Origin of the sequence: Sphingobium wenxiniae, assembly GCF_007830065.1 — a bacterium.
GTDB lineage: Bacteria > Pseudomonadota > Alphaproteobacteria > Sphingomonadales > Sphingomonadaceae > Sphingobium > Sphingobium wenxiniae.
On sequence record NZ_VLKK01000004.1, the window covers coordinates 304,476 to 327,667 of the forward strand.

The 23,192-nt window shown below is 64.5% G+C and carries 19 protein-coding genes; 9 read left to right on the top strand and 10 right to left on the bottom strand.

Annotated elements, in window-relative coordinates; genetic code table 11:
* Position 1: 1 nt before the first annotated feature.
* From IQ35_RS07865 to IQ35_RS07905, 10 genes are all read right to left on the bottom strand, one after another.
* Entirely contained in the window at positions 2–685 is a 684-nt protein-coding gene (locus IQ35_RS07865; protein WP_145072498.1) for a Fe2+-dependent dioxygenase, read from the bottom strand.
* A gap of 29 nt (positions 686–714) precedes the next feature.
* A complete protein-coding gene (locus IQ35_RS07870; RefSeq protein WP_145072500.1) occupies positions 715–1,485 on the bottom strand; it encodes an energy transducer TonB in 771 nt (256 codons plus the stop codon).
* A gap of 190 nt (positions 1,486–1,675) precedes the next feature.
* Positions 1,676–2,599, bottom strand: coding sequence for a TonB-dependent receptor (locus IQ35_RS07875; RefSeq protein ID WP_242003305.1), 924 nt, complete (start codon positions 2,597–2,599; stop codon positions 1,676–1,678).
* 1 nt (position 2,600) lies between these two features.
* Positions 2,601–2,774 carry a hypothetical protein gene (locus IQ35_RS21045; protein ID WP_158636617.1) on the bottom strand — a complete coding sequence of 58 codons (174 nt, stop codon included), beginning with the start codon at positions 2,772–2,774 and terminating at the stop codon, positions 2,601–2,603.
* An 80-nt stretch (positions 2,775–2,854) separates the two neighbouring features.
* Positions 2,855–3,127 carry a ribbon-helix-helix domain-containing protein gene (locus tag IQ35_RS07880; protein WP_145072501.1) on the bottom strand — a complete coding sequence of 91 codons (273 nt, stop codon included), beginning with the start codon at positions 3,125–3,127 and terminating at the stop codon, positions 2,855–2,857.
* Entirely contained in the window at positions 3,127–3,849 is a 723-nt protein-coding gene (gene phbB / locus IQ35_RS07885; RefSeq protein ID WP_145072503.1) for an acetoacetyl-CoA reductase, read from the bottom strand. Before phbB ends, IQ35_RS07880 begins: the two co-directional genes overlap by 1 nt.
* Positions 3,850–3,890: 41 nt before the next feature.
* Positions 3,891–4,853, bottom strand: coding sequence for a ferrochelatase (hemH, locus tag IQ35_RS07890; protein ID WP_021247195.1), 963 nt, complete (start codon positions 4,851–4,853; stop codon positions 3,891–3,893).
* A 2-nt stretch (positions 4,854–4,855) separates the two neighbouring features.
* The gene (locus IQ35_RS07895; protein ID WP_145072505.1) at positions 4,856–7,156 is read right to left on the bottom strand and encodes a xanthine dehydrogenase family protein molybdopterin-binding subunit; all 2,301 of its coding nucleotides are present in this window, start codon (positions 7,154–7,156) and stop codon (positions 4,856–4,858) included.
* Between the two features lie 39 nt (positions 7,157–7,195).
* Positions 7,196–7,630, bottom strand: a complete 435-nt coding sequence (locus IQ35_RS07900; protein WP_145072507.1) for a CoA-binding protein — start codon at positions 7,628–7,630, stop codon at positions 7,196–7,198.
* 128 nt (positions 7,631–7,758) lie between these two features.
* Positions 7,759–8,718, bottom strand: coding sequence for an Mrp/NBP35 family ATP-binding protein (locus tag IQ35_RS07905; RefSeq protein WP_145072509.1), 960 nt, complete (start codon positions 8,716–8,718; stop codon positions 7,759–7,761).
* A 152-nt stretch (positions 8,719–8,870) separates the two neighbouring features.
* Between IQ35_RS07905 and hflK the strand changes: the two genes are divergently transcribed.
* The 9 genes from hflK to rpoB all read left to right on the top strand — a co-directional run bounded on the left by hflK (position 8,871) and on the right by rpoB (position 23,190).
* Positions 8,871–10,013 (top strand): FtsH protease activity modulator HflK, encoded by a 1,143-nt coding sequence (gene hflK / locus IQ35_RS07910; RefSeq protein ID WP_031292393.1) that lies wholly within the window; start codon positions 8,871–8,873, stop codon positions 10,011–10,013.
* Positions 10,013–10,858 carry a protease modulator HflC gene (gene hflC / locus IQ35_RS07915; RefSeq protein ID WP_021247200.1) on the top strand — a complete coding sequence of 282 codons (846 nt, stop codon included), beginning with the start codon at positions 10,013–10,015 and terminating at the stop codon, positions 10,856–10,858. Before hflK ends, hflC begins: the two co-directional genes overlap by 1 nt.
* A 111-nt stretch (positions 10,859–10,969) precedes the next feature.
* Positions 10,970–12,481, top strand: coding sequence for a Do family serine endopeptidase (locus tag IQ35_RS07920; protein WP_021247201.1), 1,512 nt, complete (start codon positions 10,970–10,972; stop codon positions 12,479–12,481).
* 119 nt (positions 12,482–12,600) lie between these two features.
* Positions 12,601–14,229, top strand: coding sequence for a helicase HerA-like domain-containing protein (locus IQ35_RS07925; RefSeq protein ID WP_145072511.1), 1,629 nt, complete (start codon positions 12,601–12,603; stop codon positions 14,227–14,229).
* Between the two features lie 57 nt (positions 14,230–14,286).
* Complete coding sequence (locus tag IQ35_RS07930; protein ID WP_031292398.1) at positions 14,287–14,691, top strand: hypothetical protein; 405 nt, start codon at positions 14,287–14,289, stop codon at positions 14,689–14,691.
* Positions 14,692–15,092: 401 nt separating this feature from the next.
* Positions 15,093–16,397: an MFS transporter gene (locus IQ35_RS07935; protein WP_145072513.1), complete on the top strand. Its 1,305-nt coding sequence runs from the start codon at positions 15,093–15,095 to the stop codon at positions 16,395–16,397.
* The gene (gene cysK / locus IQ35_RS07940; protein WP_145072515.1) at positions 16,394–17,311 is read left to right on the top strand and encodes a cysteine synthase A; all 918 of its coding nucleotides are present in this window, start codon (positions 16,394–16,396) and stop codon (positions 17,309–17,311) included. The genes IQ35_RS07935 and cysK overlap by 4 nt, the downstream gene beginning before the upstream one ends.
* A gap of 57 nt (positions 17,312–17,368) precedes the next feature.
* Positions 17,369–18,676, top strand: coding sequence for a cell wall hydrolase (locus IQ35_RS07945; RefSeq protein ID WP_145072564.1), 1,308 nt, complete (start codon positions 17,369–17,371; stop codon positions 18,674–18,676).
* 347 nt (positions 18,677–19,023) lie between these two features.
* Positions 19,024–23,190, top strand: a complete 4,167-nt coding sequence (rpoB, locus tag IQ35_RS07950) for a DNA-directed RNA polymerase subunit beta (RefSeq protein WP_145072517.1) — start codon at positions 19,024–19,026, stop codon at positions 23,188–23,190.
* Positions 23,191–23,192 lie beyond the last annotated feature (2 nt).

Genomic DNA, 23,192 nt, shown 5'->3' on the forward strand with positions numbered 1-23,192 from the left:
ATTACGCTTCCGACCAGCGCCGGAGCAGATTGTGATACACGCCGGTCAGACGGATTATCTGGGCATGGCCGTGGCCCAGATCGGCGGCTAGTGCCTGGATGCTGCAGTCTAGATCGAACAGCATCTGCCGCGCGGCATCGTCGCGGATCATGGATTGCATCCAGAAGAAGCTCGCCACGCGCCGCCCGCGCGTGACCGGCTCTACGCGATGCAGGGAGGATGACGGATAGAGCACCGCGTCGCCCGCCGCCAACTTGACCTGCTGCACGCCGAAATGGGTTTCGATGGTCAGTTCGCCGCCGTCATAGGCGTCCGGCTCTTCCAGAAAGATGGTGATGGAAAGGTCCGACCGGACGCGAAACCCCGTGCCTGCCTGAATCCGCACGGCATTGTCGACATGGGTGCCGAACGCCTGCCTGTCCGCATAGCTGTTGAACAAAGGCGGAAATATCTTAAGCGGAAGCGCAGCGGCGATGAACAGCGGCGACCGCCCGATCGCGTCCAACACCATCTGCCCGGCCTGCTTCGCTTCGGGCGCGTCCTCCGGCAATTGCAGATTCCGTTTGGCGAGCGCCGACTGATGACCGGACGTGGCGTTGCCGTCGACCCACTGCGCCCCGTCGATCAGGGTGCGGACGGCATGCACGGCCGTCGCATCGAGCAATTGAGGAACGGCGATCAGCATGGTCTGGAAACTCGAAAATAGCGCGCCCGTCAGGCGGCGTCCACGCGCAGCACGAAGGGGATTTCGACCACGCCCCTGACGCGCACCGGCTCGCCGTCGCGCACGGTGGGCCGCCAGCGCCATCCGCGCACGGCGTCGCGGGCGGCATCGTCCAGCCGCTTGAAGCCGCTGCTCTGCGCGACGGCGACGCTTTCGACCGCGCCGTCGATGCCCAGCGTCAGCGAAAGGACGACCGTGCCCTGCTCCCGCTTGCGGCGGCTTTCTATCGGATAGCGGGGCGGCTTGCCGGACACCATCTGGGTCGCGAGATCGCCGCCCTGCACCGTGCTGGGGGGCGCGGGCGGTGCGGGCGGAGCCGGGGCGGCCTTGACCGGAACGGGTGATGGCACGGGAACAGGGATCGGCGTGGTCGCCACGAGTTGAACCGGCGGCACCGGCATCTGCACCAGGGGCGCCGGCGCTACGATTTCAGGCTTGGAAGGCGGAGGCGGAGGCGTTTCTTCCGACGGCGGCGGCGGTGCGGGCGGCGTCAGATTAACGACGGTCAGCCTGGCCTCACGCACGGCGATCACATGCTGACGGACCTGCATCATGGCGAAGATCAGCGCTGCATGGACGGCGACGATGAGGAGGATGGCGGGCAGATTGGGGCCGCGCCGCTGGCCGAAGCGCCCTGCTTCCGCCGCCCGCGAAGGCTGAGGCGCGCGCGTATTCTGGCCCGGCCGGCGGGGATCGGGAAACTGCCGAGATGCCGGCAAGTCCAACATATCGTCGATCCTGTCTTCCGCTACCGATAGCATGATCGCCCCCTCCTTCCATCAGCGAGCCAGCAAAGGGCCATATCGCGAACCATAATGCGAATCAATTGCATACTCATGCACCAGATTCCTGTGATGGACCAACATGCGGGCGGGCAGCGGCCCGAGGAGAAAGGAGTGCACCGCTGCCCGCCCCTTCCCCGGCCGGGACAAGCCGGGGAGATTTTTGGGATCAGAACTTGTAGTTCAGGCTGAACACCGCCGAACGTGTCGGTGCAGGCTGCGCCCAGCTGCCGCCTGTCTGATTCCTTACGGTGGTCACATATTTCTTGTTGGTGAAGTTCTGGACATTGACCTGCGCCGTCAGATTTTCCGTGATCGGATAGTTCACCATGAAACGATGGATCGTGTAGCTCGGCACGCGATAGGGTACATAACTGTCTGTCTGCAACTGCGCGAGCGTCGGATAGTTGAGCAGGAATTTGCCCTGATAGGTCAACCCGTAACCCAACTCCAATCCGAAATCGAAGCGATAGGTCGTGAACAGGCTACCCGAATGTTTCGGCGTGTTCTGCAATTGGCTGCCGGCAGTCGGATCAAGATAGGTCGCGTCATTGCCGCACGGATTGATCGGCGGCCCGCCGGGATTGGCCGGATCGGGACGCGGCCCCGGATTGGCGAGACAGTAATCGGACACGCCGCGCCGGATTTTCGACTTCAGATACATGTAGTTGGCTGAAATTGTCCAATTGGGCGTAATGTTGCCCGACGCACCAAGCGACAGGCCTTCCCCGCGCTGCTTGCCGTCCATCGTCTGGTCGGGAAGCGTCGGATCATTGGAATTGACCTTGATCGAATTACGATCGTTGCGGAACAACGCAGCAGTCAGCAATAACTTCGCATCGAACAGGTCAGCCTTCACGCCGATCTCATAATTTTCTGTCGTTTCCGGCTTCAGGCGGCAATTGGCCGCCGAGCAGGCGCCATCGACCGAAGCCTTGGAGGGCAGTTTGGAGTTGCCATAGGCAACATAGACGCTGATATTGGGCGTCGGTTTCACCACCGCGCCGATACGGTATGAGAAGAGATTGTCATCCATTTCGAAATAGGTGGGATTGGTTATGGCTGGATCGGTCGGAACAACCAGTTCGCCCAAATCAGGACCGCTGGTCGACCTTCACCCCGGACTCGTCGAGGGCCGTATCGGTGACGGTGACGCCGCCCAGCTTCGAGGCTTGGGCGTCATCCTGCGCATGGGCGGTGGACGCGAGCGCAAGCGCGCTGACGCAACTCAGCGCTAGGAAAGATGGAACATTTGCGGATTTGGACATGAACAGCCCCCCTTTTTAATCGGGATTCCTGCTATCGCGAGTTGTTCTCAGAGTCAATGCTATTGCGAATAATTCTTATCTTACGAAGACAGCGTCCTTTCGAAAAGCCAGCAGCGGATGGCGCTGGCGAGGTTAGGCGGTTGCGCCGCCGCCAGACGCTCCACATCGATCCGGGCGATAAGGACATTGACCGGAACCTCCTCCCGCGCGGCTTGCGCGCAAAGGGCGTCCCAGAAGATCGGCTCAAGGCTGACCGCCGTCTGATGACCGGCGATCGTCACGCTCCGCTTCGCGGGCGGCGCAAAGGGAGAGGCTCCGGCGGACCGGGCCGAAGGAGCCTCATCCCGTTCCATCAATACATGTGCTGCCCGCCGTTGATCGAAAGCGTGCTGCCGGTGATGAAGGCCGCGTCCTCGCTGCACAGGAACGCCACGCCCCGCGCGATTTCATGGGCATGGCCGAGACGCCCCACTGGAATCTTCGCCACGATCTTTTCCAGCACCGGCGCAGGCACGGCGGCCACCATGTCGGTGTCGATATAGCCGGGCGCGATCGCGTTGACGGTGATGCCGTATTTCGCGCCCTCCTGCGCCAGTGCCTTGGTGAAGCCATGGATGCCGGATTTGGCCGCGGCATAGTTCACCTGGCCATATTGGCCCGCCTGCCCGTTGACCGAACCGATATTGACGATGCGGCCCCAGCCGCGTTCGCGCATGCCGCCGAACGTCGCCTTGGCCATGTTGAAACAGCCGCCCAGATTGATGCGCATCACATCGTTCCAGTCTTCAAAGCTCATCCGCGCGAGCACGCCATCGCGGGTGATACCCGCATTGTTGACTACAATGTCGACAGGACCGAGCTTTTCAGCCACCTGCGCGCATCCGTCGAGGCAGGCCTGATGATCGCCGACATCCCATTTGAAGGCCGCGATGCCGGTCCTGTCGGTAAAGACGCGTGCCTTTTCCTCATTACCGGCATAGTTGGCCGCGATGGTGTAGCCGAGATCCTTGAGGGCCAGGCTGATCGCCTCGCCAATTCCGCGTGTTCCGCCAGTGACGACAGCAACCTTGCTCATAAGCCCTCCTATAACTTCCAGTCGAACAACCTCACTTAAATTCACCAGCCGGCCAGTTCCCGACCGATCAGATTCTCATACAAGTTGATAGCCTCCGCAGAGGCGTTCAAACAAGCCAGATGTGCGAATTTCCGCCCTCCTGAGGCAAGAAAATCCTCCCGCCCTCGCATGCCGATCTCTTCAAGGGTTTCGAGGCAGTCAGCGGAAAAGCCGGGGGTAAGAACCGCTACCGTGCGGACGCCGTCCGATGGGAGCGTCTTCAGCGTCTCGTCAGTGGCCGGTCCGAGCCATTTCGCGGGTCCGAAACGCGACTGGAAAGTGATTCGGACTTCGCGATCCAATGCCTGAGCCAGCAGGCGCGCCGTCTCAAGCGACTGGGCATGATAGGGATCGCCCAGCGTCCGGGTCCGCTCCGGCATTCCGTGGAAGCTGGCGAGAAGGAGATCGGGCTCGAAATCCAGCGCGGCCAGTTGCCGCTGCGTCGACGCCCTGAGCGCTTCGATATAAGCACGATCATCGAAATAGGGCGGCAGGGTTCGGATCGCGGGCTGGGCACGGACCTTCGACAGCGCTTCTGCCGCGCAATCGATGGCGGTAGCGGTCGTGGCTGCGCAATATTGCGGATACAGGGGAGCCAGCAGGATGCGGTCGCACCCCGCTTCCCTCAACGCGTCCAACCGCGTGGCAATCGAAGGATTGCCATAACGCATGGCCCAGTCGACCGTGACGCCGGGACCGAAACGTCCGGCCAGGGCAGTCGCCGTGTCGCGCGTATTCACCGCAAGGGGAGAGCCGTCCTTCGTCCAGATCTGGGCATAGGCATGGGCCGACTTGCGCGGACGGGCGAGAAGGATCGGCCCCCGCAGGATCGGTTGCCAGAGCCATTGCGGGATTTCCACCACGCGGGGGTCCGACAGAAACTCGGCCAGATAGCGTCGGACGGAGGGCGCATCGGGCGCATCGGGTGTGCCGAGATTGATGAGGAGAACGCCGATGCGGGGCATATTCAATCCTGAGACAAGAGCGGCAGGCTTCGGAACCTCTGGCCGGTAACGGTGAATAAGGCGTTGGCGACGGCGGGAGCCACCATGGGCGCGGCGATTTCCGTCGCGCCGGCCGGTTTCGCCGTGCTGCGGATCAATTCGACCGTGATCTCCCCTATGTCGCTGAGGCGCGGAAGGTTCATGCGGCCCAGAATGGCGCGTCCGGGCATGGCCTTGTCATAGGGAACCGAAGCCCCCATCGCACAGGCAAGGCCGTAGATCAGACCGCTTTCCACCTGTTGCCGGGCGATATCGGGATTGACCTGATCGCCGCAGTCGACCGCCGCGACCATCCGGCCCACCATCAGCTTGCCGCCGGTAATCGCGGCTTCCACCAGCACCGCGCCGAATGCGTCGCCGATCCGATGCGCGGCGATCCCCTGTCCGCTGCCCGCAATGCCGCCCTGCCATCCCCCCATGGCGGCGGCGGTCGAAAGGCAGTGGGCGAGACGCGGATTGCCTCCCAGCATCTGGATGCGGAAAGACATGGCCTCCATCTGCGCCAGATGGGCGAGTTCGTCCATGAAGCTTTCGGTGAAGAACGTGCTGTGCAGATGAGCGTTGCCGCGCACGAAACCAAGAGGCAGATATACATCTGACGGATAGTGGTCGATGGCCCAGTTGGAGACGGCATAGGGTATCTCCATACCCGCGATCGCAAGTCTTGTCGCCTTGTCCGCACTCTGGGCCGCCGCTTCGTGGGGCAAGGCGCCGTTCGCAATACGCGCCCAGGTCTGGCTCATCGCGCAGGGGGCGGCGACTTTCGCCAGCCAGCCCTCTATCACGCCGCTGCGGCCGAGCTTTGCCGCCATGCGGGCATGGGCGGGCGGGCTTGGCCGGTCATGAATGACATCTTCCAGCCGCGACCAGAGCAATTGGACGGGACGTCCCATGTCCCGCGCGATCAGCGCCGCCTGCACCGCTGCCTCGAAATCCATCTTGCGCCCGAAAGAGCCGCCCGCGTGCACGGGGTAAAGCGTCACGGAAGCCCGGTCGATCCCCAGTGCGTCGGCAATGGCCGTGCGGGCGAGACCTGGGGCCTGCGTGGCGGTCCACACCTCAGCCCCGGCGTCGGTGACGCGCGCGGTAGCGCACATCGGTTCCAACGCGAGGTGCAGGCCCGCGTCCACGCGATATTCGCTGGCCAGGATCGTCGCGCCCTCAAACACCGGCAACAGGTCGCCCTGCGTATAAAGACGGCGGCCATGGGAACCGGAAAAGGCATCCTCCAGCGCGGCGTCGATGCGTTCGTCGCTGACGGGCGGCCCATCCAGCATGAATATGGGATCGGCCAGATCGAGCGCCTTGTTCGCCGCCCACCAGTTGGTTCCAACCGCGGCGACCCAGCGTTCCGACCGAACCAGCTTCAGGAAGCCAGTGACGCTCCTGGCTGCGCCCTCATTCACGCTTTCCAGCCTGGCTGCGCCCTCATTCACGCTTTCCAGCCGCGCATCGCCGATCGGCCCTTGGCGGATCGACGCGAAGACCATGTCGGGCAGGCGGATGTCGGCGGCGAAATTATGGCTGCCGTCGAGCTTGGAAGGCGTGTCGAGCCGGGGCAAATCCTGTCCCGCCAACCGCCCCTCCATCCCCTGCCGCAGGGGCAGGATCTCGGGAAGGTCGAACGCCGCCGCCTCCTCAACCACATCTCCAAAGCGCAGCGTCCGCTGGCCGCCGTCGGAAATCAGACCTTCCTGAATGTCGCAGCTTTCCCACGGCACATTCCAGCGCTTCGCCGCCGCCTTGCACAGCAGGATGCGCGCCGCGGCCCCGGCATCGCGATAGGCATCGTGGAACATCGGCACGGAGGTTCCGCCACCCGTCAGCATCAGCGCCTTGCGCGTCGCATATTGATCGAGCGCCCAGTCGCCCGCCTCCCCGCCGATGCGAGTCCAGTCGCTCGCCAGCCACTCACGCGCCAGAAGGGTGTTCGCATAAAGGGGGCTTTCCGGCGCGCTTTGCACCGCGATGGTGCGCCAGTCGGCGCCCAGTTCGTCCGCGAGAATCTGGGGCAGCAAGGTCGTTATCCCCTGCCCCATTTCCAGTTGCGGCACGATGACGATCACCTGTCCCGCCCGATCGATCTTGAGGAAGGCGTTGAAGACGAACTCCCCCGGCGCGGCGTTGAGATTGGGCTTGTAGCTGCGCGGCCAGACGGCCCATGCGAGCAGCAGCCCCGCGCCGGCGCCTCCCCCGACAAGCAGGGCGCGGCGGTCGATTCCCTGCCTGCCCTTGCCCTTCTGCCTTAGCGGTGCTCGCCCCATATCCCGACTGATAGAGAGCGGCAAAGGCGCTGCATAGCCTTATTCGGCGCGGATGGGCGCAAGGCCGAGGCGCGGGATTTCGATTGCGGGGCAACGGTCCATCACGACCTTGAGGCCAGCGGCTTCCGCGCGCGTGGCCGCTTCCGGGTTGATGACGCCGAGCTGCATCCAGACCGCCTTTGCCCCGGCGGCGATGGCGTCGTCCACTGCCTCGCCCGCCGCCTCGCTGCGGCGGAAGATGTCGACCATGTCGATGGGCACGCCAATGTCGGACAGCCGGTCCCAGACGAACTCGCCATGGACATGCTCTCCCGCGATCTGGGGATTGACCGGCAGGACGCGATAGCCATGGTCCTGAAGCGCCTTCATGACGCCATAGCTGGGGCGGTCGGGTCGGTCGGAAATGCCGATCAGCGCAATGGTGCGGGTTTCATTCAGCAGATCGGCGATATCCTGCGGCTCGGTCAATGGCATGGCGGCCTCCTTGGTTCAGCTTCCCCAGATGGGAGAGACGCGGCGTAAAGCAAGACGTTCCCATTTATGTGTGCTTTGGGAGAGAGGGCGGGATCACGCGATCCGCTGTCCTGCGGCCCCGCCTATCCTTATCGCGCGACGTATTCCGCGATCTTTTCCGCGATGGCGCGAAACGCCTGCCCATGCACATCGTCGCCCGCCGCGGGAGGATCGCCCGCGTCCGACCGGCGGCGAATGTCGATGGCGAGCGGGATGCGGCCCAGAAAGGCCATGCCCATCTCCTTCGCCGCCGCTTCCGCGCCGCCCGCGCCGAAGGGATCGGATATCTCGCCGCAATGGGGACAGGCATAGCCCGCCATATTCTCGACCAAACCGATCAGCGGCACATGCGCCTGCTCGAACAGGTTGACGGCGCGGGTGGCGTCGATCAGCGCCAGATCCTGCGGCGTGGAAACGATCACCACGCCGGCGGGCTTGTGCTTCTGGATCATCGAAAGCTGAATGTCGCCGGTGCCCGGCGGCATGTCGACGATCAGCGTTTCCACGTCGCCCCATTCGGCGTCGATGAGCTGGCCCAGCGCATTGCTGACCATCGGCCCGCGCCACGCCAGCGCGCGGCCCGGCTCCACCAGATGGGCCATGGACAGCATGGGCACACCCACCGGGCTTTGCACGGGGATCAGATGTTTGTCGCGCGCCTGCGGCTTTTGATCCTCGCTCGCCATCAGGCGGGCCTGCGACGGGCCATAGATGTCGGCATCGACAAGGCCCACGCGATGGCCCAGCCGTTTGAGGGCCACGGCCAGATTGGCCGACAGCGTGGATTTGCCGACGCCCCCTTTTCCTGACGCGACCGCGATGATCCGCAATTCCTTGCGTTCGGCGGTCATGGCGATGCGGACATCGCTCACGCCCGGAACGGTCAGCGCGCCTTCGCGAATGGCGGCGGCGATGGCGTCGCGCTGCTCGGCGGTCAGGCCGCCTACTTCCAGCGCGAGGGTCATGACGCCGTCCTTGACGCGCGGCGTGCTGGCGCGGTCGCCGGTGAGGGTCTTGAGGCGTGCGGCAAAGCTGTCGAGATCGGTCATGGCTGCCCTCTAAAGCCTTTCGGCATGGCGGGGAAAGAGGCTTTGCCCGGCTGGCGCATTTTCCGCTTCGCGCGCCGTCCGGAAATGCTTTCAAACAATATTCCCGTCAAAGGGCACTGTTTTTCGCGGCCCACCCTTCCTATAGAGGCCAGATGAAGAGAATTTTCGGGTGGATGCCCGGCATCGCGAGCGCCATGGTCCAAGGACCGTGGGGCGGCAAGAGCGAAGGGCCGGATGGCAATGACGGACCGGGCAAGGGCCAGGACGGGGGCGAGGGTGGACCGCGCAATCCATGGACTCAGCCTGGCAAGCCGGGCGGGCAGAAAGGCCCCTCCGCGATCGAGGAGCTGCTGCGCCGCAGCCGCGAGAGTTTTGGCGGCGGCGGTAACGGCGGCTTCGGCAACCTGCCTCCGCGCGCCAGCGGCAAGGCGTTGTGGCCGATCGCCATCGGCATTCTCATTCTGCTGTGGCTGGCGCTCACCTGCTTTCACCGCGTCGGGCCGCAGGAGCGCGGCGTCGTCACGCTGCTGGGCAAATACAGCCGGACGCTGACACCGGGTATCAGCCTGACGCTGCCCGCGCCGTTCGAGAGCGTGACGACCGTGGACGTGGAGGAAATCCGCACCATCGACATCGGATCGGCCGCCGCCGAGAGCGAGAATCTGGTGCTGACGGGCGACCAGAACATCATCGACCTCGCCTATTCGGTACGCTGGAACATCCGTAATCCCGAACTCTATCTATTCCAGCTTTCCGACCCCGATACGTCCGTCCGCGAAGTCGCCGAAAGCGCGATGCGCTCGGTCGTCGCCAGCGTCAGCCTGGACGACGCGCTGGGCGCGGGCCGCACGGAGATCGAGCAGCAGGTCGAACTGCGGATGCAGGAGATACTCGACGGCTACAAATCCGGCATCCGGGTTCAGGGCGTCGCGATCAAGCAGGCCGACCCGCCAACCGCCGTCAACGACGCGTTCAAGGCGGTGTCCGCCGCGCAGCAGACTGCGCAGACCTACCTCAACGAAGCGCGCGCCGCGGCGCAGCAGGTGACGGCCAAGGCACAGGGCGAGGCCGCGGCCTTCGACAAGGTGTATGAACAATACAGGCTCTCGCCCGAAGTGACCCGCCGCCGCATGTATTATGAAACCATGGAGGGCGTTCTGTCCAACGTCGACAAGACGATCGTGGAGAGCGGCGGCGTAACCCCCTATCTGCCGCTGCCCGAACTCAAGCGCCGGGCGCAGGCCGCGCCCGCGACCGCGCAGGGCAATGCGGCCCAGGCCGAGGGGAATCAGTGATGCCCGCCATCCAACGCCATCCCATCGCCATCGCGCTGATCGTCATCGCCCTGCTGCTGCTGATCGGCAGCACCGTCGCCATCGTGCCGGAAACCAAGCAGGGCGTTGTCGTCCGCTTCGGCGATCCCAAGGCGATCATCAACCGCTATCGCGCCAATGAGACGTTCGGCAAGACCGGCGCGGGCGTCATCCTGCGCTGGCCGTTCATCGACCAGATCGTGTGGATCGACAAGCGCGTCCTGTCGGTCGAAATGGAGCGGCAGCAGGTGCTTTCGACCGATCAGCTTCGGTTGCAGGTGGACGCCTTCGCCCGTTACCGCATCGTCGATCCGCTCCGCATGTATATCGCGGCCGGAAGCGAGGAGCGGGTTTCCGACGCGCTGCGCCCGATCCTGGGATCGGCGCTTCGCAACGAACTGGGCAAGCGGCCCTTCGCGGCGCTGCTCAGCCCGGAGCGGGGGCAGGTGATGCAGAATATCGAAGCAGGCCTCGACCGCGTGGCGCGGCAATATGGCGCGGAAATCGTCGATGTCCGCATCAAGCGCGCCGACCTGCCCGACGGCACGCCGCTGGAAAGCGCCTTCACCCGGATGCGGACCGCGCGCGAGCAGGAAGCGCTCACCATCCGCGCCCAGGGTGCCAAGCAGGCCCAGATCATCCGCGCCGAAGCGGACGCGAACGCCGCGCGCATCTATTCCGACAGCTTCGGCAAAGATCCGCAATTCTACGACTTCTATCGGGCGATGCAGTCTTATCGCTTCACCTTCGCGCCCGACAAGCAGGGGCAGACCAACATGATCCTGTCACGCGACAACGAATTCCTGCGGCAATTCCAGGGACGATGAGGTCATTACGGAACCAGAGTCATTCAATGTGGGTTAAGGCGGGGCGGCGCATCCAGAACCAGCCTAGAGTCCGCCCTTCCACTCCCGAAGATCATGAGAGGACCGTCACGAGTGCGTTACGCTTATGCCATTACCGGCGCCCTGCTGCTTGGCGGCACCGCCATCGCTGTCACCTCCAGCTCCAATGTCGGCGCGCAGACCGCGCAGAATGAAGGGATACAGGCCGCCGCGCCCGCCGGAGCGCCCGCCAGCCTCGCCGATATGGTGGAAAAGCTGCAACCCGCCGTCGTCAACATCTCGACCAAGCAGCGCGTGCAGGTGCAGAATCCCTTCGCGGGCACGCCCTTCGGCGACCTGTTCGGTTTCGGCCAGGGCGGCGGTCAGCCCCAGACCCGGCAGGCGCAGTCGCTGGGGTCGGGCTTCATCATCTCGCCGGACGGATATATCGTCACCAACAACCATGTGGTGTCCGCGGGCGCGGAAGGCGCGACCGTCGATTCCATCACGGTGACACTCACCAACCGCGAGGAATATCCGGCCAAGCTGGTGGGCCGCGATCCCGCTACCGACATCGCCGTGCTGAAGATCGATGCGAAGAAGCCCATGCCCTTCGTCAAGTTCGGCGACAGCACCCGCGCCCGCGTGGGCGACTGGGTGGTGGCCATCGGCAATCCCTTCGCGCTTTCCGGCACGGTGACGGCGGGCATCATCTCCGCCCTGCATCGCGGCACCGGCGGCACCTATGACAAGTTCATCCAGACCGACGCGTCGATCAATCAGGGCAACAGCGGCGGCCCGATGTTCGACATGCGCGGCAATGTGATCGGCATCAACAGCCAGATACTGTCCCCGTCGGGCGGCAATGTCGGCATCGGCTTCGCGATCCCGTCGGAACAGGCGGCGCCCATCGTCGAGACGCTCCGCAAGGGACAGGCGGTCAAGCGCGGCTATCTGGGCATCCAGATCACGCCGCTGGGCGAAGACATGGCCGATTCCCTCGGCCTCGCGAAGAATCGCGGTGAGTTCGTGCAAGGCGTAGAGCCGGGCAAGGGCGCGGAAAAGGCCGGAATCAGGGCGGGCGACGTGATCGTCAGCGTCGCGGGCCAAGAAGTGACGCCGGACCAGAACCTGTCCTCCATCGTCGCGAACCAGGCCATCGGCGCGCGCGTGCCCATCGTCCTCATCCGCAACGGCCAGCGCCAGACCGTCACCGCAGTCGTCGGCGAACGCCCGCCCGAAGACCAGCTCAACAGCTTCGCGCAGCAGGATGACGATGCGCTCGGCCAGCAGGACAGCCAGTCGGACAACGGCCAGGCGGCACAGAAGTCGCTCGGCATTTCCGCCATTCCGCTCACCCCCGGCATCGTCCGGCAGCTGGGCATTCCGGCCGACACGCGCGGGATCGTCATCACGGCGATCGACGCCTCCACCGATGCGGGGGCCAAGGGCCTGCGCCGCGGCGATGTGATCATCAGCGCGAACAACCGCCCGGTCGCCAGCCAGGGCGATCTGGACGCGGCGGTGAAGCAGGTGTCGTCGCAAGGCCGCAGCGCGATCCTGTTGCAGGTTCTGCGTCGCGGACAGCCGCCGATCTTCCTGCCGGTGCGGCTGCGCGACAAATAAGGCCGGAGGAACAATCGAATCATGACAGGCCGCGCTTGTCGGATCGGTGCGATTTCCCGTAAATGGGAACGGGCCGATCCGATGGGCGCGGCCCGATGCTTTTTGAGGAGCGGGAATCAATGAGCGACGGCATTTTCATCGGATTGGGCGCACCGGAAAAGGATGGCGGCATTCCGCAGAACCTGAATCTGCGGCGCGCCAATCGCCACGGCCTGATCGCGGGCGCGACCGGCACGGGCAAGACGGTGACGCTGCAAGGGGTCGCCGAAAGCTTTTCCGCGCTGGGCGTGCCGGTGTTCGTCGCCGATGTGAAGGGCGACCTGTCGGGCATCTCCATGGCCGGATCGCCGACCGCGAAGAATGCCGACAAACTGGTCGAGCGAGCCAGGGAAATCGGGATCGAAAATTACAGCTATGCCGACAATCCGGCCATCTTCTGGGACCTCTATGGCGAGCAGGGCCACCCGATCCGCACCACCGTCAGCGAAATGGGGCCGCTGCTGCTCGCCCGGCTGATGGGCCTTAACGAAACGCAGGAAGGCGTGCTGTCCATCGCCTTCAAATATGCCGATGAGGAAGGGCTGCTGCTGCTCGACCTTGCCGACCTGCAATCCATGCTGGCCTATTGCGCGGACAATGCGGACAGCCTTTCCTCGCGCTACGGCAATGTCACCAAGGCGAGCGTGGGCGCCATCCAGCGGCAGCTCCTTCAGCTCGAAAGCCAGGGCGGCGCGCATTTCTTCGGGGAACCGGCGCTCGACATCCATGACTTCCTGAAGGTGGATGACAAGGGACGGGGCTATGTCAATATCCTCGCCGCCGACAAGCTGATGCAAAGCCCGAAGCTCTACGCGACGTTCCTGCTGTGGCTGCTCTCCGAACTGTTCGAAACGCTGCCGGAGGTGGGCGACCCGGATAAGCCGGTGCTGGTCTTCTTCTTCGACGAGGCGCATCTGCTGTTCGACGATGTGCCGCCGGCGCTGGAGGACAAGATCGAGCAGGTCGTGCGCCTGATCCGGTCCAAGGGCGTGGGCGTCTATTTCGTGACGCAAAACCCGATCGACATTCCCGAAGCGGTGGCGGGGCAGCTCGGCAATCGCGTGCAGCATGCCTTGCGCGCTTTCACGCCCCGCGACCAGCGGGCGATCAAGGCGGCGGCGGAGACGTTCCGCATCAACCCCGACCTCAATGTCGAAACGGCGATCACGGAACTCAAGGTCGGCGAGGCGCTGGTTTCGCTGCTGCAGGAGGACGGATCGCCCGGCATCGTTCAGCGCACCCTGATCGCCCCGCCCCGCTCGCGGCTGGGGCCGGTGGATGCGAAGGAGCGCGCGATCATTCAGTCCATTTCCCCCTGCACGGGCAAATATGACACGGCCGTCAACCGGGAGTCTGCGCAGGAAATCCTTGCCGCGCGGGGCCAGGCCGCCGCTGCCGCGGCCGAAGCGGCCAAGGCGAAGGAGGAAGCCGACAAAGCCGCCGCCGCTCAGGCCAAGGTGGAGGCGAAACAGCGCGAGCAGGAGCTGAAGGAACAGGCCCGCCGCGAAGCCGCCGCCGCGCGGGAAGCGGCCAAGCCCGGCGCCTTCGACAAAGCGGTTCAGTCGGCGACCCGTTCCGCCGCTTCCTCGGTCGGGCGGCAGGTCGCCAATGAACTGGGCCGCGCGGTGTTCGGCGGATCGAGCCGCCGTTCCTCCAGCGGGATCGCGGGCAGGCTGGTCCGGGGCATATTGGGGGGCCTGTTCAAATAGGCTTATCATCGCTTCGCGGATGGCGGTATCATGATCCGAGGAAACAGGGAGGACAGCATGAGACAGGCGTTCATAATGGCGGCATTGGGACTGGGCCTGACGGGCGGGACGGCTGTTCTCGCGCAGGGCCATGGCGACCTGCACCGCGCCGTCGACGCCGCGATCCTGAGCGATATTTCCAAGGACCGGCAGGCAGAACGGGATGCGAAGCGCCAGCCCTATGCCTCGCCGGGCCAAGGCTCCATCGCGACGGCGGGCGCGGCAAGGGACGCCTGCGGGGCCAAGGCGCGCGAGCAGGCCGGTTTCGGGGCGAAGATCATTGGCACGCCCGGCGCGAGCAGCATGGCGACCGGATGGGAAGTCGAAGGCGTCGTCGGTCAGGCGAACGGGCCTGCCGTGCCTTTCGTCTGCTCCGTGCGGAACGGGTCGGTGACGGGCATCCTGCTTCGCTCGGGTGAATAGAGCGGGACGGGACCTTTTCGGAGGGATGCCCATATCCCCTTCCATGCCCCCCTCCTCCTCGCACCGGATAGGACGCGTGACGCGGCGATGATAGGTGGAGGGCGGACGTTGCTTACCCCTCGCTTTTGGGGAGAGGTTTGCGAAGCCTGGTCGTAGCTGGGTGAGGAGTTAGCGATCCGCAGGATCGCGGCTCTGTAGCCTCTCCCCCTCCTCCAACTGCGCCCCAGGGGGAAGGGTAAGAGGAACATTCCGTCATGCCAACGAAAGCCGGCATCTCTCTTCTTAGGACACAACCAGGCCACATGAGATCCCAGCTTTCGCTGGGATGACGAATTGGGGAAATGGCCGCTTCCCGCCCCGCCCCATTGCTGTTTGCAACGCGGCGCGGCTAAGGAGAGCGCATGACGCCCTCCTCCGCTGCCCATCATCCTCTGCGCTATTCCAATTTCCGGGCTTATCTGGCGGGGCGCTTTACGGCCGTGCTGGCGCAATATGGCATGATGATCGTGCTGGGGTGGCAAGCCTATAATATCGCGCGGGAAACGATGAGTCCGTCGGGCGCGGCCGCGCAGTTGGGGCTGATCGGACTGGCGCAGTTCCTGCCGCTGTTCTTCCTGACGCCGGTGACGGGTTGGGTCGCGGACCATTTCGACCGGCGCATGATAACGCGGATCACATTGTTCCTGCTGACATTGTCGTCGGGCCTGCTGGCCTTCGCGACATGGGAGGGGTGGGTCAGTCTGCCGTTGATCTTCGGCATAGCGGCCATCGTGGGCATCGCGCGGGCCTTCAACGGTCCCGCCTATAGCGCGCTGGCGCCCAATCTGGTGCCGCGCGAAGTGCTGCCCAACGCCATCGCCATTTCCAGCGTCGTCTGGCAGACCGGCATGATCGCGGGGCCGGCGCTGGGCGGCTATGCCTATGCCGTTGAGCCGTGGGGGGCCTATGCGCTGGCGTCGGGACTGTTCGCCTGCTCGCTGATCGGCATGATGCTGATCGGCCCGGTGCCCCAGCCGCCGCGCGACACCAGCCGCCACCCGATCCGGCAGATGGTGGACGGTTTCGCCTATGTCCGCACCAACCGGCTGGTGCTCGCCACGATCACGCTGGACCTGTTCGCGGTGCTGCTCGCCGGGGCGACGGCGCTGCTGCCGGTCTATGCGCGCGACATATTGCATGTGGGATCGGCGGGGCTGGGGCATCTGGCCGCCGCCCCCGGCATCGGCGCGGGAATAACGGCGCTCTATTTCTCCTTCCGGCCGATGAAGAAGGAGGTGGGACTGAAGATGCTGGGCGCGGTGGTCCTCTTCGGCCTCGCCACCATCGCCTTCGGCTGCACCGCCTTCCTCCCGCGCGCTATTGCCGTCGAAGCGGGGATAGCGGCCCTCATCGTGCTGGGCAGCGCCGACATGGTGTCGGTCTATGTCCGGCAATCGCTGATCCAGCTCCACACGCCCGACGCCATGCGGGGCCGGGTGTCGAGCCTGTCGCAACTCACCATCTCCGCCTCCAATGAACTGGGAGAAGCGGAGTCCGGTTTCCTCGCCGCGCTGGTCGGGCCGATTGCGGCCGTGATCGGCGGAGGAATCGGCGCTATTGTCATCACCCTTGTCTGGGCGCGGCTCTTTCCCGAACTGCGCCTTGCACGCACCTTCGACCCACCCGACATAAGGGAGGCGGACATCAGCCAGGAGAAGTCCTCATGAAAGCTGCCAATATTCTCGAAACCATCGGCAATACGCCGCATATCCGCGTCAACAAGCTATTCGGAGACGCCGAGGTCTGGATCAAGTCCGAACGATCCAACCCCGCCGGGTCGATCAAGGACCGCATCGCCCTGGCCATGATCGAGGCGGCGGAAGCTTCGGGCGAATTGAAGCCCGGGGGCACCATCGTCGAGCCGACGTCAGGCAATACCGGCGTGGGCCTTGCCATGGTCGCGGCGGTCAAGGGATACAAGCTGATCCTGGTCATGCCGGAAAGCATGTCGATAGAGCGACGCCGCCTGATGCTGGCCTATGGCGCGAGCTTCGATCTGACGCCGCGCGAAAAGGGCATGAAGGGCGCCATCGAGCGCGCGCTGGAGCTGATCGACCAGACGCCGGGTTCATGGATGCCCCAGCAGTTCGAAAATCCCGCCAATATCGACGTGCATGTCCGCACCACCGCGCAGGAGATCGCGAACGATTTCGCCGATACGCCGATCGATGCGCTGATCACGGGCGTCGGCACCGGCGGGCATATCACGGGCGTCGCCGAAGTGCTCAAGAAGCTGTGGCCGAATCTGAAGGTCTATGCGGTGGAACCCACCCTTTCCCCCGTCATCAGCGGCGGACAGCCCGGACCGCATTCGATTCAGGGAATCGGCGCGGGTTTCATCCCGGCCAATCTCCATACCCAATTGCTGGACGGCGTGATCCAGGTCGATCCCGCCGATGCCAAGGACTATGCGCGGCGCGCGGCAAGCGAAGAAGGGATGCTGGTCGGCATCTCCTCCGGCGCGACGCTGGCGGCCATCGCCCAGAAGATCAAGGAACTGCCCGCAGGAAGCCGCGTTCTGGGCTTCAACTATGACACGGGCGAACGCTATCTTTCCGTGCCCGATTTCCTGCCCGAATAAGGCCGGGCCGAAATCGGCGTGACGGACAGGACTTATCCAGGAGAGCCGCATCCGGCGATGTGGCTGCTCTGGCTTGTGCTGTTCGTCGGACTGCCGATGGCGATAGCAAGCTGGGAAGCGGGGAATCGCCCCGCCGCCCCGCCGCGCCTGGTTGGGACAGGCGCGGCGGACGCGGTCCGCCCGCCCAGCCTCCCGCCTCCGGTCGAGCCGCTGGAGGTCTATGCGCTTGAACGCGATCAGGCGCGGGCGCTCAATGCCGCCATTCCCTTTTCGAAAGCGGCCAATCCGGCGGCGCGGCCCTTTGTCTTCGCCGGGTCGGAGGCGGCTCTGGCGCGCGCGACCGATTGCCTCGCGGCGGCGCAACTCTATGAGTCGGGCGACGACATGGCGGGCGAAAGGGCGGTGGCGCAGGTGGTGCTCAACCGCGTGCGGCATCCCGCCTTCCCCAAAACAGTGTGCGGCGTGGTCTTTCAGGGGCAGGAACGCACGACCGGTTGTCAGTTCACCTTCACCTGCGACGGGGCGCTGGCGCGCACGCCGGGGCAGGCGGCATGGGAACGGGCGCGCGCGATCGCGAAGCAGGCGCTGGCGGGCAAGGTGTTCAAGCCGGTGGGTCATGCCACGCATTACCATACCGACTGGGTGGTGCCTTATTGGAGCGGCAGCCTGGACAAGGTGACGGCGGTGGGCACGCATCTGTTCTTCCGCTGGCGGGGATGGTGGGGGACGCCGCCTGCCTTTCGGAAAGCGCAAGACATGGACGAGCCGATCGTCAGCCGAATCGCCCGCCTGTCTCCGGCGCATCAGGGCCTGCCCGGCCTGACACCCGGAATGTCGCCGTCGATGCTGGCTGGCGGCACGGCGACCGAACTGGCAGGCAAACCGCAACAGCCGGTGGAGGCCAATGCCATCGCCGGAGCGCGGCTGGTCGTGATGGTTCCGGGCGCCAAGAGCTTTCTGGTCGAACTGGCAAGAGAGAGCATGCCGGACAACTGGCCTGCCATGGCGCGCACTTTCTGCGCCGGGCGGCGGGAATGCCGCATCATGGGCTGGCGCGCGGGGAACACTCCTTCCAGCGTGCCTCTGTCGGGTGAACAGATGGAAAACATGACCTTCGCCTATATCCACAATGCGGCGACGGGATTGCAGCGGTCCTTATGGAACTGCGCGCAGTTTCCCCGCGCCAACCGCAATGAATGCATGCGCCAGCGCGAGCCGGTCATCGCAGAGGGGCCGGGCGCGGCGGCGGATGCTCCGAAATCCACCCCTCCCCTGATCGGCGTTCGGCGACAAGAGCGCTTTGAAACCGTGAAGATCGCGCCGCCAACCTTGCCGGCCGTCGCGGCGCCGACGGTAAAGCCATAAAGGCAGCAATGCGATTTGCGTGGGCCGGAGAAAAAGCGCTCCCCCTCCCCCTTCACAAATCCTACAGCGCGTCCTATATGGCTTTCATGAAATCCGGTCGATCCACCGCTCTGTGGAGGTTGACCGGCCCTTGATCCCACCGGGGTCCGAAATCGGGTAGCGCGCGGTTTTCGGCGGAATTGGGTGGGTTTGATGGGTGCACAAGACGCTGCCAGTGCGGATCGGACAGTCCCGGCCCGCACTTTTTTGCGTGGCGAATCGAGTCGAATCTGGCCCGAAAATCGTCCCGTCAGGCTGAGTTTTCGCTGCGATGCGAAAAAATGCGACGAACAAAAGGCAGGAAACGCATGGCGACCAAAGCTCTTCCCCCCATCAGCAACACCGGCGCGAAGAAGCGCATCCGCAAGGTGTTCGGCGACATCCACGAAGTGGTGCAGATGCCGAACCTGATCGAGGTCCAGAGGGAGAGCTACGAACAATTCCTGCGGTCCGATCCCAAGATCGGCTATGTTTCGGGCCTTGAAAAGACGCTGCGCTCCGTCTTCCCGATCCGCGACTTTGCGGGCACGGCGGAAATGGACTTCGTCCATTATGAGCTGGAAGACCCGAAATATGACGTGGAAGAATGCCGCCAGCGCGGCATCACCTACGCCGCGCCGATGCGCGTCACGCTGCGCCTGATCGTGTTCGAAGTCGACCAGGACACCGAAACCCGTTCCGTGCTCGATATCAAGGAGCAGGATGTCTATATGGGCGACATGCCGCTCATGACCGGCAACGGCACCTTCATCGTCAACGGAACCGAGCGCGTCATCGTGTCGCAGATGCACCGCTCGCCGGGCGTGCTGTTCGACCATGACCGGGGCAAGACCCACTCTTCGGGCAAATATCTGTTCGCCGCGCGCGTCATCCCCTATCGCGGTTCGTGGCTGGACTTCGAGTTCGACGCCAAGGACATCGTCAACGTCCGCATCGACCGCAAGCGCAAACTGCCGGTCACGGCGCTGCTCTATGCACTGGGCCTGACGGCGGAGGATATCCTCGGCTATTTCTACAACAAGGTCGTTTTCGTCCGTGGCGAAGGCGGCTGGCAGATTCCCTATGTCGCCGAAGCATGGCGCGGCCAGAAGCCCGCTTTCGACATCGTCGACGCCAAGTCGGGCGAAGTCGTCTTCGCGGCGGGCCACAAGATTTCGCCCCGCGCCGCCAACAAGGCGGAGAAAGACGGGCTTGAGACGCTGCTGATCCCGACCGAGGAAGTCTATGGCCGCTACAGCGCCTATGACCTCGTCAACGAGAAGACCGGCGAAATCTATATCGAGGCGGGCGACGAAGTGTCGCCGGAGAACCTTGAGAAGCTGGACAAGGCGGGCATCGACCGTCTGGAACTGCTGGACATCGACCATGTGACCACCGGTCCGTGGATCCGTAACACGCTGAAAGCCGACAAGGCCGAGGAACGCGATCAGGCGCTCTCCGACATCTATCGCGTCATGCGCCCCGGCGAACCGCCGACGAAGGAAACCGCCGAGGCGCTGTTCGCTGGCCTGTTCTTTGATCCGGAACGCTATGACCTGTCGGCGGTCGGCCGCGTGAAGCTCAACATGCGCCTCGATCTGGACGCAGAGGACACCGTGACGACGCTGCGGGTCGAGGACATCCTCGCCGTGGTCAAGGAACTGGTGAACCTCAAGGACGGCAAGGGCGAGATCGACGATATCGACAATCTCGGCAACCGCCGCGTGCGTTCGGTCGGCGAACTGCTGGAGAACCAGTATCGCGTCGGCCTGCTGCGCATGGAACGCGCCGTCAAGGAGCGCATGTCGAGCGTCGACGTGTCGACCGTGATGCCCAACGACCTCATCAACGCGAAGCCCGCCGTGGCCGCAGTGCGCGAGTTCTTCGGTTCGTCGCAGCTTTCGCAGTTCATGGACCAGACCAACCCGCTGTCGGAAGTCACCCACAAGCGCCGCGTGTCGGCGCTTGGGCCGGGCGGTCTGACCCGCGAGCGCGCGGGCTTCGAAGTGCGCGACGTTCACCCGACCCACTATGGCCGCATCTGCCCGATCGAGACGCCGGAAGGCCCGAACATCGGTCTGATCAACTCGCTGGCCACATTCAGCCGCGTGAACAAATATGGCTTCATCGAGACGCCCTATCGCAAGGTGATCGACGGCAAGGTGACGAACGACGTCGTCTATCTGTCGGCCATGGAAGAAGCCAAGCACACCATCGCGCAGGCGAACGCCGAAGTGAACGCCGATGGATCGCTGGCCGAAGACCTGATCTCCGCGCGGGAAGCGGGCGAATTCCTGATGGCGCCCCGTGACCACATCACATTGATGGACGTCAGCCCCAAACAGCTCGTGTCGGTGGCGGCTTCGCTCATTCCGTTCCTGGAAAACGATGACGCCAACCGCGCGCTGATGGGATCGAACATGCAGCGTCAGGCGGTGCCGCTGGTCCAGGCCGAAGCGCCGTTCGTCGGCACCGGCATGGAAGGTACGGTCGCGCGCGATTCCGGCGCGGCCATCGCCGCCAAGCGCGCGGGCATCGTCGATCAGGTCGACGCGGCCCGTATCGTCATCCGCGTGACCGGCGACATTGCCGCCGGACAGTCGGGCGTCGACATCTACACGCTCCAGAAGTTCCAGCGGTCCAACCAGGACACCTGCATCAACCAGCGTCCGCTGGTGAAGGTGGGCGACCTCATTGAAGCTGGCGATGTGATCGCGGACGGCCCGTCGACCGAGTTCGGCGAGCTGGCGCTGGGGCGCAACACGCTGGTCGCGTTCATGCCGTGGAATGGCTACAACTATGAGGATTCCATCCTCATCAGCGAACGCATCGTGAAGGATGACGTCTTCACCTCGATCCATATCGAGGAGTTCGAAGTCATGGCCCGCGACACCAAGCTGGGCCCGGAAGACATCACCCGCGACATTCCGAACGTCGGTGAAGAAGCGCTGCGTAACCTCGACGAGGCAGGCATCGTCTATATCGGCGCGGAGGTCGAGCCGGGCGACATCCTGGTCGGCAAGATCACGCCCAAGGGCGAAAGCCCGATGACGCCGGAAGAAAAGCTGCTGCGCGCCATCTTCGGCGAAAAGGCGAGCGATGTGCGCGATACGTCCCTGCGCCTGCCGCCGGGCGTTGCCGGCACGGTCGTCGAAGTGCGCGTGTTCAACCGCCACGGCATCGACAAGGACGAGCGCGCCATGGCGATCGAGCGCGAGGAGATCGACCGCCTGGCGAAGGACCGCGAAGACGAACGCGCGATCCTCAACCGCGCGACCTTCAACCGCCTGCGCGAGATGCTGTTGGGCCAGACCGCCACGGCCGCGCCCAAGGGCATCCGCAAGGGCGTGGCGATCGACGAGGCTCTGCTGGGCGAAGTCGAGCGCCACGAATGGTGGAAGTTCGCGGTCGAGGACGACAAGATCCAGAGCGATCTGGAAGCCGTCAAGGCGCAGTATGACGAAGCCGTCCGCTCGATCGTCGACAAGTTCGAGGACCGCGTCGACAAGCTGCAGCGCGGCGACGAGCTGCCCCCGGGCGTGCTCAAGATGGTCAAGGTCTTCGTCGCGGTGAAGCGCAAGCTGCAGCCGGGCGACAAGATGGCCGGCCGTCACGGCAACAAGGGCGTCATCTCGCGCATCCTGCCGATCGAGGACATGCCGTTCCTGGAGGACGGCACCCATGTCGACATCGTGCTGAACCCGCTGGGCGTGCCGTCGCGCATGAATGTCGGGCAGATTTTCGAAACGCATCTGGGCTGGGCCGCGCGCGGTCTGGGCCAGCAGCTCAAGCACGCGCTGGAAGATTGGCGGGAAGCCAATCCGAACGCGCAGGCTGGCGACATGCCGGATGCGGTCAAGACGCGCCTGCTCGAAACCTACGGCCCGCAATATGCGGACCAGATCAATGGGCGGACCGCGGACCAGATCGTCGATCTGGCGCAGCATCTGGAACGCGGCGTGCCGATGGCGACGCCGGTGTTCGACGGTGCGCGCGAAGCGGACGTGTCGGCGATGCTGGAACTGGCGGGGCTGAACTCGTCGGGTCAGAGCGACCTGTATGACGGCCGCACGGGCGACAAGTTCGACCGTAAGGTGACGGTGGGCATTATTTACATGCTCAAGCTGCACCACTTGGTCGATGACAAGATCCACGCCCGTTCCATCGGCCCCTACAGCCTCGTCACCCAGCAGCCGCTGGGCGGTAAGGCGCAGTTCGGCGGCCAGCGCTTCGGTGAAATGGAGGTGTGGGCGCTCCAGGCCTATGGCGCCGCCTACACCTTGCAGGAAATGCTGACGGTGAAGTCGGACGACGTGGTCGGCCGCACCAAGGTCTACGAAGCGATCGTCAAGGGCGACGACACCTTCGAAGCTGGCATCCCCGAAAGCTTCAACGTGCTCGTCAAGGAAATGCGCTCGCTGGGCCTCAACGTCGAACTCGCCGCGATGGACGAGATCGAAGAAGACGGCGACGGCTTGGCGCAGGCGGCCGAGTAAGA